10 protein-coding genes are annotated in these 12,900 nt (G+C 64.3%); 9 read left to right on the top strand and 1 reads right to left on the bottom strand.

Going from position 1 to position 12,900, the window contains the following annotated elements:
- The first annotated feature begins 44 nt into the window (after positions 1 to 44).
- Positions 45 to 869 carry a hypothetical protein gene (locus E4633_RS01595; protein WP_407925449.1) on the top strand — a complete coding sequence of 275 codons (825 nt, stop codon included), beginning with the start codon at positions 45 to 47 and terminating at the stop codon, positions 867 to 869.
- A gap of 72 nt (positions 870 to 941) precedes the next feature.
- Here E4633_RS01595 and E4633_RS01590 read toward each other — a convergent pair whose 3' ends face one another.
- On the bottom strand, positions 942 to 3,518 hold the full coding sequence (locus E4633_RS01590) for a sensor domain-containing protein (RefSeq protein WP_135868524.1): 2,577 nt from the start codon (positions 3,516 to 3,518) through the stop codon (positions 942 to 944).
- A 253-nt stretch (positions 3,519 to 3,771) separates the two neighbouring features.
- On the opposite strand from E4633_RS01590, the gene E4633_RS01585 reads away from it, so the two are divergent.
- The 8 genes from E4633_RS01585 (at position 3,772) to E4633_RS01550 (ending at position 12,720) form a co-directional block, all read left to right on the top strand.
- Positions 3,772 to 5,298, top strand: a complete 1,527-nt coding sequence (locus E4633_RS01585) for a mercuric reductase (protein WP_135868523.1) — start codon at positions 3,772 to 3,774, stop codon at positions 5,296 to 5,298.
- Positions 5,299 to 5,362: 64 nt separating this feature from the next.
- A complete protein-coding gene (locus E4633_RS01580) occupies positions 5,363 to 6,046 on the top strand; it encodes a TVP38/TMEM64 family protein (protein WP_135868522.1) in 684 nt (227 codons plus the stop codon).
- A gap of 273 nt (positions 6,047 to 6,319) precedes the next feature.
- Entirely contained in the window at positions 6,320 to 7,375 is a 1,056-nt protein-coding gene (gene pdhA / locus E4633_RS01575) for a pyruvate dehydrogenase (acetyl-transferring) E1 component subunit alpha (RefSeq protein WP_135868521.1), read from the top strand.
- A gap of 1 nt (position 7,376) precedes the next feature.
- On the top strand, positions 7,377 to 8,339 hold the full coding sequence (locus E4633_RS01570; RefSeq protein WP_135868520.1) for an alpha-ketoacid dehydrogenase subunit beta: 963 nt from the start codon (positions 7,377 to 7,379) through the stop codon (positions 8,337 to 8,339).
- A 141-nt stretch (positions 8,340 to 8,480) separates the two neighbouring features.
- On the top strand, positions 8,481 to 9,701 hold the full coding sequence (locus E4633_RS01565) for a dihydrolipoamide acetyltransferase family protein (RefSeq protein WP_135868519.1): 1,221 nt from the start codon (positions 8,481 to 8,483) through the stop codon (positions 9,699 to 9,701).
- 75 nt (positions 9,702 to 9,776) lie between these two features.
- Positions 9,777 to 10,607: a rhomboid family intramembrane serine protease gene (locus tag E4633_RS01560; protein WP_135868518.1), complete on the top strand. Its 831-nt coding sequence runs from the start codon at positions 9,777 to 9,779 to the stop codon at positions 10,605 to 10,607.
- 141 nt (positions 10,608 to 10,748) lie between these two features.
- A complete protein-coding gene (gene upp, locus E4633_RS01555) occupies positions 10,749 to 11,378 on the top strand; it encodes a uracil phosphoribosyltransferase (protein ID WP_135868517.1) in 630 nt (209 codons plus the stop codon).
- 64 nt (positions 11,379 to 11,442) lie between these two features.
- Entirely contained in the window at positions 11,443 to 12,720 is a 1,278-nt protein-coding gene (locus E4633_RS01550; RefSeq protein ID WP_135868516.1) for a uracil-xanthine permease family protein, read from the top strand.
- The last annotated feature ends 180 nt before the right edge of the window (positions 12,721 to 12,900 follow it).

Raw genomic sequence — 12,900 nt, 5'->3', positions numbered from 1 at the left:
GTCATCCCGGCTTTTTCTTGAAAGGAGGACCAACCGTGAAACGCATGTCAGCAGCTGTAGCAGTTCTTCTCCTTGCAACCCTGCCGGCCTTTGCCGCCGACAAACCCGCCCCGGCCTACGCGGATATGCCCCAGATGAAAGATGCGGTGCCCGGGTCGCCGGGCTACATCATGAAAGGCTCGATGCGGCGGGAGATGACGCGTACTCCAGAGCACCTGCTGATGATGGCCTACCACAGGAACGTGGCCAACTTCGCCCAGATGCTCTATGCCACCGCCGATGCGGGGGCGCCCGTGGCACCGCAGCTCGCGCGGGTTGCCGTCGCGGAGATGCGGCGCAGCGTGGAAGAGATGGAAAAATACCGCGCCGGCATGCAGTTTCCGCCGCAGCGGCAGAAGATGATGGAACAGCACCTGATCGAGGTAAAGATGCACCTGAGGGCGTTGGAGGATCTGGTGCGCGCCGACCGTATCGATGCGGCCCAGGTGAAGAGCCATCTCGAACCGCTCATGGCCGGTTATCGCCAGGCCGGTTGCGGCCTGATGCCGGGCCGCTCCCCCCAGGGGATGGGGCCGCGTGGCGGTGCCCCCGGCATGCACGGCATGATGATGGAAAGGATGCTGGATAGGGCGAAGGAGCAGGACGAGGACCTCGAGGAGCTCCTGCAGGAACTCGACCAGGCTCCGGCCGACAAGAAGCTCGACCTCGTGGTGGAGACGGTCAGGCGGATGGCGCAGCAACGTGCCGAGATGACCGAGGAGATGGAGCGTAACCACGAGGAGATGATGCGGATGCTTCCGTCTGCCCCACCTTCCATGCAGGGGAGCGATGACGAAGAGGATAGCGGGGGCGAAGAGGACGAGGATTAGGCCGGTACCGATCAGGTGTGCCGGAAGGGAAAAAAGAGGCCGGCGGGGATCACCCTGCCGGCCTCTTGCCGTTTAATGCTGCTTCAACTGTTCCCGGCCGCGCGGGTTGTGGAGGAAGTTCGCGTTCTGCTTCAGAAGCGCCGTCATCTTGGGTACCGGCAGCGGGCGGCTGAAGTAATACCCCTGCGCCTCTTCGCTCCCCTCGGCCTGCAGCCAGGCTAGCTGGGAAGCGTTTTCGACCCCCTCCGCGATCACCTTGAGCTGCATGCTGCGGCCGATCGAGATCACCGCGCGTACGACGGCGGCATTGTCCTGGTCCCGGGCGATGTTCCTGATGAAGGACTGGTCGATCTTCAGCTTGTCCACAGGAAGTTTCTTCAAATAGCTGAGGCTCGAGTAGCCGATGCCGAAGTCGTCTATGGAGAGCTGCAGCCCGAGCGCCTTCATCGCCGCCATGCTCCCGAGGACACGTTGCGGGTCGCTCATGATGGTCGCCTCGGTGAGCTCGAGTTCCAGGCATTCCGGCGGGATGCCGGTCTCGAGAAGGGACGCCTCGACGGTCTCCTCGAAATCGCGATGCTGGAAGAAGCTCGCCGAGAGGTTGACCGCCGCGGAGATCTTGCCGATCCCCTGTTGCTGCCACTGCTGGATCTGACGGCAGACCGTCGGGATGATCCACTTGCTGATCTGATGTAAAAGGCCGCTCTCCTCGGCGATGGTGATGAACTCCTCGGGCATGATGAGGCCGCGCACCGGGTGCTGCCAGCGGATCAGCGCCTCCATGCCGCTGAAGTGCCCGGTGACCAGGTCTACCTTCGGCTGGTAGTGCAGCACGAACTCCTCGTGCTCGAGCGCCCGGCGCAGCTCCGCCTCCACGGCGAACCGCTCGTGGGCCATTTGGTTCAGGCGCGGGGTGAAGAACTGGAAATTGTTCCCACCCGTCTTCTTGGCGTGGTACATGGCGATGTCGGCGTGCTTCAAAAGGGCGAGGTAGTCCTTGCCGTCCTCCGGGAAGATGCTGATGCCGATGCTCGGGGTGACCATGATGTTGGTCCCCTGCAGCGGGAACCCTGCGTTGATGATCTTCTCGGCGACCAGCGTGGTTTCGGTGACGCCGCAGTCCCAAAGTACAACGACGAACTCGTCCCCTCCAAGCCGCGCCACCACGTCGCAGGAGCGGGTGCAGTCGCTTAGTTTTCGCGCCACGGTCTGCAGCAGCCGGTCCCCCACGTCGTGCCCCATCGAGTCGTTGATCTGCTTGAACCCGTCGATGTCGAGAAACAAAAGTGCTACGTTGCGCCTGTTCCTCAGCGCGACCGAGATGACCTGCTCGATCTTGGCGTAGAGAGTGCTGCGGTTGGGTAGCTTTGTGAGCGGGTCGTGGTGCGCCAGGAAGAAGATGTTCTCCTCGGCTCTTTTGATGTCGGTGATGTCGAGGATGAAGCCGTCCAGACGGGAGATGCTGACCTTTTCCCCTCTCCTGGCCCGCTGCACGGCGCAGTTGTTAAGGATCCAGCGCACCGAGCCGTCCTTGTGCACGATGCGGTGCCGGATCGGTTCCTGGTCCTCGCCGGCGAAGATGCTGTTCAGGAACTGCACCACCTGGTTCCTGTCCTCTTCGTGGATCATGGTGAACCACAAAAGCGGGTCCTTGTAGTACTCCTCGGGGGTGTAGCCTGTGATGTCCAGACATTTGGGGCTGTGGTAGACAGATTTGATGTCGCCGTTTTCGAAGCGGACGCTGTAGACGTACTCATTTATGTTGCTTACGATGGTGCGGCACTGCTCTTCGCTCTTGAGCAGAGCGTCCTCCGCGTTCTTCCTGATGGTGATGTCGCGGATGTTGAACTGCAGCACGGTGGTCTCGTTGACGCGGTAGCTGTTGCTGATCACCTCGACCGCGATGCTGCGCCCGTCGTGGGTTTCCAGGCGCTGGTCGATGTTGTGCATGAAATCGTTGTAGTGCAGCATGGCGAACTCGGCCTGGTCGGCGGCGATGGCGCTCAGGGAGGGGACGTTCCACAGCTTGTGCCCGACGAGCTGCTCCCTGCCGCACACGAGCATGCGGATCATGGAGGGGTTCACGTCGGTGATCTCGCCGCTGGCCGCATCAACGATCATGATGCCGTCCTTGGCGGCCTCGAACAGCCCGCGGTAGCGCGCCTCGGAAACTTGGAGCGCCTCGGCGGCCCGCCTGCTCTCCGTGATGTCCACAAGGGCCAGCCGGTACTCCCACCCTTCGCGGCAGGAACGAGCCTCGATGCGCACCCGCGGCGCCTGGGCACCCTCCACGAGGAGGCTCACCTCGCAGCTTGCCCGGGCGTCTGCACCGGATAGCCTGCTTAAAAGGGAAGCGATGGTAGGGCGCGAGGAGTCGTCGACCAAGTCCTCGAAGTTGCGACCCAGAAGGGTTTCCCTCTCTGTGCAAAGGAGGTCGGCGCCCGTCTGGTTCGTGCCGCGGACCACGCCGAAGCGGTCCAGGGTGAAGTGGGCGATGGGGGTGGACTCGTAGAGGTCGTTGTAAAGCTCCAATTCAGCGGCGAGTGCCTTACGCGGCAGGTGGTTCGCCTTGAAGCTCATCCTTTTTGCCTCATTTCTGCTATCGGAACTGTTCCCGGAGCTTTTGGTGTCTGAAACTGCACCGCTCATGGGTTCCTCCGTGCTCTCAGCCCGGGGGGGCTTTGGCTTACGCTGCCGGTCAGTGTCGTCGGCACACTCGCTGGCAGCAGGGTGGGAAAAGGCTCCTTGTATAACTTCGTCATTCTGAGGAAAATGATAAGGTAATTATGGGAAAACTGCACCGGGAATTATCGAAGCGAAGCTTCATGCGAAGCGGCACATTGTTTCGGTTTTATCGGGAGTTCCTGCAGAAGAGGGCGCTGAGCCAGCGAGGGGAAAAGGTATGAGCACGCGGCACGGGTCGAAACCCGATACAGAGGAAAATCGTCTGCTCGCCGACAACGTACATCCAGCGGACTGGGTGAACCCCGAGCCTGCCGGGCGCTACAACCTGGTCGTCATAGGTGCCGGCACCGCCGGTCTTGTCTGCGCCGCGGGTGCGGCCGCCCTGGGGGGGAAGGTCGCCCTCATCGAGCGCGGTTTCATGGGTGGGGACTGCCTGAACGTCGGCTGCGTCCCCTCCAAGGGGTTCTTGAGAGGCGCGCGCGCCGCCTTCGACGCCCGCTTCGGCGCGCGCTTCGGCGTGACCGGGGGAGAGGGGACCGTCGGGGACTTCAGCGCGGCCATGGCGCGAATGCGCACCTTAAGGGCGGGGCTCAGCGGGCATGACGCCGCCAGGCGCTTTAGGGACGAGCTGGGCGTGGACGTCTTCTTCGGGGGAGGACGCTTCACCGGAGCGGACCGCATCGAGGTCGCCGGCGCGACGCTTTTCTTCGCGAGAGCCGCCGTCTGCACCGGTGCCAGGGCCGCGGCCCCGGCCATACCGGGGCTCGCCGAGGCGGGCTACCTCACCAACGAGACCGTCTTCTCGCTCACCGAGATGCCGCGGCGGCTGGCGGTAATCGGGGGCGGCCCGATAGGCTGCGAGCTCGCCCAGGGCTTTGCCCGCTTTGGCGCGCGGGTGCATCTGATAGAGCACGGCAGGCGGCTCCTCCCAAGAGACGATGCCGACGCCTCCTCACTGATGCTCCGGGCTTTCCTGCGCGAGGAGATCGAGGTGCACCTTGAGACCGGGGTCACCTCGGTCGAGGCACGGGCGAGCGGGAAGGTCCTGCATCTGGAGCGTGCGGGGCGTCCCTTCGCGCTCGAGGTGGACGCGATCCTGGTCGGTGCGGGGCGCGCCCCCAACGTCGAGGGGATGGGGCTCGATCTCGCCGGGGTCGGCTACGACCGGGAGGGGGTGCAGGTGGACGACACGCTGCGCACCTCCAACCCGCGCATCTACGCCGCCGGGGACGTCTGCTCCCGCCTCAGGTTCACCCACACGGCCGACGCCCAGGCGCGCATCGTCATCGCAAACGCGCTCTTCATGGGACGGCGCCGCAACTCCGCCCTCACCGTCCCGTGGTGCACCTATACCGATCCGGAGGTGGCGCACGTGGGGTTAACCGAGGCGGACGCCCTTTTTCGCGGCGTGGCGATGGACACCCTCACTATCCCGCTTGCCGATGTGGACCGGGCGGTTTTGGACGGCGAAGAGGAAGGGTTCGCACGGGTGCACCTGAAAAAGGGGGGCGATACCATCCTCGGCGCGACCATCGTGGCGCGGCACGCCGGGGAGATGATCGGCGAGGTCGCCCTGGCCATCTCCTCTGGTCTCGGACTTACCGCCATCGGCAACACCATCCACCCCTATCCCACCCAGGCCGAAGTGCTTAAAAAGCTCGCCGACCTCCACCAGCGCCGCTGGCTCACCCCCCTGGTACAGCGGCTCCTGCGTGCCTGGCTCTCCTGGCGAAGAAAATGGTAACGCCCGGCGCGGTTTGTATGCTAGAAATCGCATGTTGCCAAGCCGACTGGGAGCCTAATTCCTCATGAACCCGAAAAAGATCCTCATCGTTCTCACCGCTTGCGTGGCGGTGGCCCTATTCTTTTACTTCGACCTGCAGCGCTTCCTGACCCTCGCGGCCCTCAAGGCGAACCGCCAGTTGCTGGTAGACTACTACGCCTCCCATACCGTCGGCGCCGTCGCACTTTTCATGACGATCTACATCCTGCAGACCGCGTTCTCGCTTCCCGGCGCGGCGGTGCTGTCGCTTGCGGCGGGCGCCATCTTCGGCCCGCTCGCCGGTACGGTGTACGCAGTGGCGGCGGCCACCATCGGGGCGACGCTCGCTTTTATCGCCACGCGCTACCTGCTGCGCGACGCGATCCTTTCACGTTTCGGGGCGCGTCTGGAGGGGATAAACCGGGAACTTGAGGAGCGCGGCTGGAACTACCTTTTATTTCTGCGTCTTGTGCCGCTCTTTCCCTTCTTTCTGATCAACTTGGCCGCCGGCCTCACCAGACTCCCCTTGCGGGTCTTCGTGCTCGGCACCTTCATAGGCATCATCCCTGGCGGCTTCGTCTTCGTGAACGCCGGGGCGAGCCTTGCCACCATCAACTCCCTCTCCGACGTTGCATCCCCCCGCGTGCTCGGCTCTTTCGCCCTCTTGGGGCTCTTCGCGCTGCTGCCGGTGCTTTACGGCAGGATCACGCGGGGAAAGCACGAGAGCTGACCCTCCTCACAGAGGAAGTGCACCTCCCCCCGGAGGGGGGAGGCTGGGAGGGGGGAAGGCTGACCTAGCTGCTGCGCTTCCCCCTCCCTTGCCCTCCCCCTCCGGGGGCGGGAATTCTGGGAGAGAGGCGGTGAGGCCGTTGATAAAGGCTACTTCCCGTTTGCAGCCCATCCCTTTTGGAACTTCCTCTCCCCACTCCCTTTTTGACATCCCCCAAGTGTCCGTTTACACTCTCATACTCGTCGGGCCCCAATTTTAATAAGAGAGTGGATCATGCCGTTAGAGTCGATCGGAAAATTCGAGACAAAGCGCCTTGGTGTGCTGAACGAGCGCGGGGAAGCGGACCCGGATCTCATGCCGCAATTGTCGGAAGAGGAGATCCGGCGCATGTACGAGCTCATGCTGCTCGCCCGCGTCTTCGACGAGCGTGCTGTCGCACTGCAGCGGGAGGGGCGCATCGGCACCTATCCCCCCATACTCGGGCAGGAGGCGGCCCAGGTGGGAAGCGCCTTCGCCCTTTCTCCGGGCGACTGGGTCTTTCCCTCCTTCCGCGAGATGGGGGTGCACCTCACCCTCGGTTTTCCCATCGCCCAGCTCCTGCAGTACTGGGGCGGCGACGAGCGTGCCCAGAAGGCCCCCGAGGGGCTGAATATCTTTCCCTTCTGCGTCGCGGTGGCAAGCCAGATACCCCATGCTGTAGGCGCCGCCCTCGCCGTCCGCTATCGCCGCGACCCGGCGGTGGTAGTGACCTACTTCGGCGACGGCGCGACCTCGAAGGGTGACTTCCACGAAGGGATGAATATGGCAGGGGTCTTCAAACTCCCCATGGTCTTCATCTGCCAGAACAACCAGTGGGCTATCTCGGTACCGCTAAAGACGCAGACCGCCACCACCTCCCTTGCCCAGAAGGCGGTCGCCTACGGTTTCGAAGGGGTGCAGGTGGACGGCAACGACGTCTTCGCCGTGTACCGGGCAACGCGGGAGGCGGTCGAGAAGGCGAGGGGAGGGGGCGGCCCCACCTTCATCGAATGCCTCACCTACCGCATGGCCGACCACACCACCGCGGACGATGCTGGCCGGTACCGTCCACCCGAGGAGGTGGCGCTCTGGCGCGAACGTGACCCGATCACGCGCCTCGAGCGGTTCCTCGAGGCGCGCGGGGCGTGGACGCCGCAGCGGCGGGTCGAGGCGAAGGAAAAAGCGGCGCGTGTCATCGACGATGCGATCCGGGAGATGGAGAATGTGCTTCCTCCGGCCCCGGCGGAGCTTTTCGACGGCGTGCTCGCCGCGCTCACCCCGCGCCAGACCGGGCAGAAGAAGGGACTTTGACATGGCGCAACTGAACATGGTGCAGGCGATAAACCAGGCGCTCGCCTACGAGATGGAGCGTGACGACCGGGTGGTCCTTTTAGGCGAGGACGTGGGGCGCGACGGTGGCGTCTTCCGGGTGACCGAGGGGCTCATTGAGCGTTTCGGCTCCGAGCGCGTCCTCGACACGCCGCTTTGCGAGTCGGGGATCATGGGGGCGGCCATCGGCATGGCAGCCTACGGTCTGCGCCCGGTGACGGAAATACAGTTCATGGGGTTCACCTACTCCGCCTTCGAGCAGCTCTTCGCCCACGCCGCGCGCGTCCGTTCCCGCTCCCGCGGCCGGTTCACCTGTCCCCTCGTCGTGCGCACCCCCTACGGAGGCGGGATCAAGGCACCCGAACTGCACGAGGAAAGCACCGAGGCGCTCTTTTGCCAGGTGCCGGGACTGAAGGTGGTGGTCCCCTCCGGCCCCTACATGGCCAAGGGGCTCTTGTTGTCGGCACTGCGCGACCCCGATCCCGTGCTCTTTCTGGAGCCGACCAGGCTCTACCGCCTGATCCGCGAGGAGGTGCCGGAAGGGGAATACGTGGTGGAGCTCGGGAAGGCGCGGGTGGCGCGGGCGGGTGGCGCGGTCACCGTGGTCGCGTGGGGGAGCATGCTCGAGCGGGTGCTGAAAGCGGTGGACGGCTACGACGCCGAGGTGCTGGATCTCCTCACCCTGAGCCCCTTCGACATCGGGGCGGTGCTCGCCTCGGTGCGAAAGACCGGGCGGCTCGTTATCGTGCACGAGGCGGCGAAGAGCTGCGGTTTCGGCGCCGAGATCGCGGCCACCGTGGCCGAGGAGGCGATCTTGCACCTGCGGGGCCCCATCCTCCGGGTCACCGCGCCCGACGTCCCGGTTCCTCTGGCGAAGCTGATTGATCACTACCTTCCCGGTCCTCAGCAGATCAGGGGGGCGTTAGACGAAGTGCTTCAGTATTGATTGCTCCCTCCCCTGGAGGGGGAGGGCTGGGGAGGGGGTGCGCGGCGGCTGTTGCAAACGTATTTCCTCCCTCCCGACCTCCCCCCTCCGGGGGGAGGAGCCATGCAGGCGCCGGACTGACGGCAACGACAAGGAGAGAGCATGTCTTTCGATTTCAAACTTCCGGATCTGGGCGAGGGGATCACCGAGGTGGAACTGCGCCGATGGCTGATTGCGGCAGGTGACACGGTACGTGAACACCAGCCGCTGTTGGAGGTGGAGACCGACAAGGCGGTGGTCGAGGTCCCTTCGCCCCGGGAAGGTGTCGTCGAGCGCCTGCACCGGAAGGAAGGTGAGACGGTGCAGGTTGGGGAGGTGCTTCTCTCCATAGCTGAAGGCAAGCCCGAGCTGCAACAGCAGCCCCCGCAGTCCCCGCCGCGCCCGGCATCGGTTGGTATCGTGGGGTCGCTTCCAGAGGCCGAGGAAGAGTCTGTTGAGACCGCCATAGAGGCTGCGCCTTTCGCCCCCCCGGCTTCCGTCGAGGTGCTGGCCACCCCCATGGTGCGCAGGCTGGCGCGGGAGCGCGGCATTGATCTCGGTACCATCAAGGGGAGTGGGCCGCGCGGCTGCATAAGACCCGAGGACCTGGAGACGATAGCTGCCGCGCCGAAGGGGGAGGGGGCGGAGGAGCGGGTACCGCTGCGCGGACTGCGCCGGACCATCGCCCGCAACGTGACCGCCTCGCAGCGGACCACCGCTTTCGTGACCAGCATGGAGGAGGTGGACATCACCGAGATCTTCGAGATGCGTACGCGGGAGCAGGGAGAGGTGGAATCCCGCGGCACGCACCTCACCTTCCTTCCCTTCTTCATCAAGGCGGTGCAGCACGCCCTTAAGGATCATCCCCTCCTGAACGCCTCGATCGACGACGAGACACAGGAACTGGTCCTCAAACGGCACTACCATTTCGGTCTCGCGGTGGATACCCCCGAGGGACTCATGGTCCCGGTGATCCGGGACGTGGACAAAAAAAGCATCATTGAGCTCGCCCAGGCGGTCCAGGAGTTGGGGCGCAAGGCGCGCGAGCGGAGCATAACGCTCGAGGAACTGAAGGGGAGCAGCTTCACCATCACCAACTACGGGCATTTCGGCGGCACCTTCGCGACCCCCATCATCAACTGGCCCGACGTCGCCATCATGGGGTTCGGCCGCATCGTGGAACGCCCCTGGGTGCACCGCGGGGAGATCACCATCAGGAAGATCCTTCCCTTGTCCCTCACCTTCGATCACCGCGCCACCGATGGGGCCGATGCCGCCCGTTTTCTCGGCAAGGTGCTCCGGTACCTGGAAGACCCCGCTCTTTTGTTTCTCGACTGCGGCTAGCCGTCAAGGAAACACTTTGTCCTTTCCTTGATCGGTGCTACAGTGCGGCGCAATCTGAATCCAGAGGTCCCCCGGATGGCCCACCCCTCCATAACCTGCCCGAACTGCGGGCAACCCACCGACGCCCGTTACGGCTCATGCCTTTGGTGCGGCGCCGCCCTCTCCCGTCCGGCGGGCGCGGTGCGCCGGGTGCTATCGAGCGCCTCCGGTCCCGGTTCTGCCATCAACGGCATCATCGCGGCGAACGTCGTCTTCTACCTCCTGTCGCTTTTTCTGAGTAAAAGAACCGGCCTCGAGGGAGGGCTCTTCGGCTTTCTCTCCCCGGACCAGAACAGCCTGTTCCTTTTGGGGGCGACCGGTACCGTTCCGGTTTTCGAGATGGGGCGCTTCTGGACCCTCATCTCCGCCAGCTACCTCCACGGCGGTCTTTTGCACATCCTCTTCAACATGATGGCGTTAAGACAGATCGGCCCCTGGGTGAGCGCCGAGTTCGGCACGAGCCGCATGTTCGTCATCTACACGGCAAGCGGCGTCGCCGGCTACGTAGCCTCCTGTTTTGCCGGTATTCCCTTCACCATCGGGGCCTCCGCCTCGGTCTGCGGTCTCATCGGAGCACTCTTCTATTTCGGCAAGAGCCGTGGCGGCAACTACGGCGCCGCGGTCTCCCGCGAGGTGAGCGGCTGGCTCATAAGCCTTGTCGTGTTCGGCCTCATCATGCCGGGCATCAACAACTGGGGCCACGGCGGCGGCATCATGGGGGGGATCATCGCCGCGAAGATCCTTGGGTACCGCGAGCGGAGCCGGGAAAGCGCCGCCCACCACGCCATCGCCATCGTCTGTCTTGTCGCGACCCTTGCCGTTCTCGCCTGGGCCGCCTTCCTCTCCCTCGCCTACCGCTTCCTCTAGCCCGTCCTTCCACCCCGTCGGCGACAGCCGTTCATCTGCGCTCCGTTCTGTTGGCTCGATTGGATCGGTCTAATGCGTAACTGCTTGTTTGCAGTGATAAAATCCGGTATGGTATGACCAAATTTTTCGACGGGAGAGGCTATGAGCGTCCACGAAGTAAACCACCCCCTGGTGAAGCACAAGATTGGCCTGATGCGCGAGAGCGGCATCAGCACGAAGAAGTTCCGGGAACTCACCTCCGAGATCGCCTGCCTGCTCGCCTACGAGGCCACGAGAGACTTCCAGCTGGAGACGCGGACCATCACCGGCTGGGACGGCAGCAAGTTCGAGATCCAGCAGATCAAGGGGAAGAAGGTCACCGTTGTCCCCATCCTGCGCGCCGGCATCGGGATGCTGGACGGCGTGCTCGACATGATCCCCAACGCCAAGGTGAGCGTGGTGGGACTCGCCAGGAACGAGGAAACCCTGGAGGCGCACACCTACTTCGAACGCTTCGTGACTAAACTCGACGAGCGCCTCGCCCTCATCATCGACCCGATGCTCGCCACCGGCGGCTCCATGGCGGCGACCATCGAGATGCTCAAGAAGAACGGCTGCCTCCAGATCCGCGTGCTCTGCCTCGTCGCCGCACCCGAGGGGCTGAAAAAGATCGCCGATGCGTACCCCGAGATTGACATCTACGTGGCGGCCATCGACGAGCGCCTGAACGAGCACGGCTACATCCTCCCCGGGCTCGGCGACGCCGGGGACAAGATCTTCGGCACCAAGTAGCACCTCTGCTGTCATCGAGCGGGGGAGCCCCCTCCGTATCTTCCATTCCAAGTGAGGTTTTTGCATGTCCGAAGTAAAAGAACCGGTCTGGCGCCAGGCGCTTTCCGGAGCGCAGATCCTTTTTGTCGCCTTCGGCGCGCTGGTGCTCGTGCCGATCCTTACCGGCCTGAACCCGAGCATGGCGCTTCTGGGCGCCGGGGTCGGCACCATCATCTTCCAGCTCTGCACCGGGCGCGAAGTCCCCATCTTCCTCGGCTCTTCCTTCGCCTTCATCGCGCCGATCATCTACAGCGTGCAGACCTGGGGGCTTCCCGCCACCATGGGGGGGCTCTTCGCCGCCGGCTTTCTCTATCTCGCCTTCTCCGCCGCCATTTACCTGCGCGGCGCGGAGTTCATCCATCGCATCATGCCGCCCGTGGTGGTGGGCCCGATCATCATGATAATCGGCCTCGGCCTTGCCAACGTGGCGGTCAACATGGCCATGGGTAAAACCGGCGACGGCAGCGCCGTTCTCGTCGACTACGACACCGCCCTCCTGGTCGCAGGCGTCTCGCTTCTCACCACCGCCCTCGTCGCCGTGCGCGCCCGCGGGATCTTCCGGCTGCTGCCGGTTCTCTCCGGCGTAGCGGTAGGGTACGTCCTCTCCATCTTCCTGGGGCTCGTCGACTTCGCCAAGGTCGCGGCGGCCCCCTGGATCCAGGTCCCCACCTTCGTTAGTCCGCAGTGGAACTGGTCCGCCGTCCTCTTCATGGTGCCGGTCGCCCTCGCACCGGCCATCGAGCACGTGGGGGACATCGTCGCCATCGGCGCGGTTACCGGCAAGGACTACACCGTGAAGCCGGGTCTGCACCGCACCATGCTGGGCGACGGCCTCGCGGTCTGCACCGCGGCCCTCGTGGGCGGCCCCCCGGTCACCACCTACGCCGAGGTCACCGGCGCCGTCATGATCACCCGCTGCTACAACCCGGTCATCATGACCTGGGCCGCAGGCTTCGCCGTCGTCATGGCCTTCTTCGGGAAGTTCAACGCCATCCTGCAGTCGATCCCGGCGCCGGTCATGGGGGGCATCATGATGCTGCTGTTCGGCTCCATCGCCTCGGTGGGCCTCAACACCCTCATCCACGCCCAGGTCGACATGCACCGCCCGCGCAACCTGATCATCGTCTCGCTCGTGCTGGTCTTCGGCATCGGCGGGCTTTCCGTCAACGTGGCCGGACAGCACCTGCACGGCGTGAGCCTTTGCGGTATCGCGGCCATCCTCCTGAACCTGCTGCTGCCGAAAGGTGAGGCCGTCCCCATGGGGGGCGACGCGGACGAGGAGGAGCCGGAGACCGCGGTTTAGGCCTCCGGAAAATGTGTAACTACGAGCGCCGGTCCCTGCATAAGGGGCCGGCGCTTTTTTTGCGTCGCATTCCCCTTTTCCCGGGCATCCGCCGGAGATTGCCAACGCTGCGAGGCCGGGTATACTCTCAGTCGCCCGAATTAGGACACATTAACTTGGTGACCGGCGCGCCTTTCCGCC

This window comes from Geomonas terrae (assembly GCF_004791675.1).
In the GTDB taxonomy this organism is placed as follows: Bacteria; Desulfobacterota; Desulfuromonadia; order Geobacterales; family Geobacteraceae; genus Geomonas; species Geomonas edaphica.
The sequence above is the reverse complement of the archived record's forward strand: the minus strand, read 5'-3'. Positions and strand labels throughout refer to the sequence as shown.

Bases quoted from the DNA above. Each gene is read 5' to 3' on its own strand.
- E4633_RS01595 (WP_407925449.1), top strand. From the start codon at position 45: ATGTCAGCAGCTGTAGCAGTTCTTCTCCTTGCAACCCTGCCGGCCTTT.
- E4633_RS01590 (WP_135868524.1), bottom strand. From the start codon at position 3,518: ATGAGCGGTGCAGTTTCAGACACCAAAAGCTCCGGGAACAGTTCCGAT.
- E4633_RS01585 (WP_135868523.1), top strand. From the start codon at position 3,772: ATGAGCACGCGGCACGGGTCGAAACCCGATACAGAGGAAAATCGTCTG.
- E4633_RS01580 (WP_135868522.1), top strand. From the start codon at position 5,363: ATGAACCCGAAAAAGATCCTCATCGTTCTCACCGCTTGCGTGGCGGTG.
- pdhA (WP_135868521.1), top strand. From the start codon at position 6,320: ATGCCGTTAGAGTCGATCGGAAAATTCGAGACAAAGCGCCTTGGTGTG.
- E4633_RS01570 (WP_135868520.1), top strand. From the start codon at position 7,377: ATGGCGCAACTGAACATGGTGCAGGCGATAAACCAGGCGCTCGCCTAC.
- E4633_RS01565 (WP_135868519.1), top strand. From the start codon at position 8,481: ATGTCTTTCGATTTCAAACTTCCGGATCTGGGCGAGGGGATCACCGAG.
- E4633_RS01560 (WP_135868518.1), top strand. From the start codon at position 9,777: ATGGCCCACCCCTCCATAACCTGCCCGAACTGCGGGCAACCCACCGAC.
- upp (WP_135868517.1), top strand. From the start codon at position 10,749: ATGAGCGTCCACGAAGTAAACCACCCCCTGGTGAAGCACAAGATTGGC.
- E4633_RS01550 (WP_135868516.1), top strand. From the start codon at position 11,443: ATGTCCGAAGTAAAAGAACCGGTCTGGCGCCAGGCGCTTTCCGGAGCG.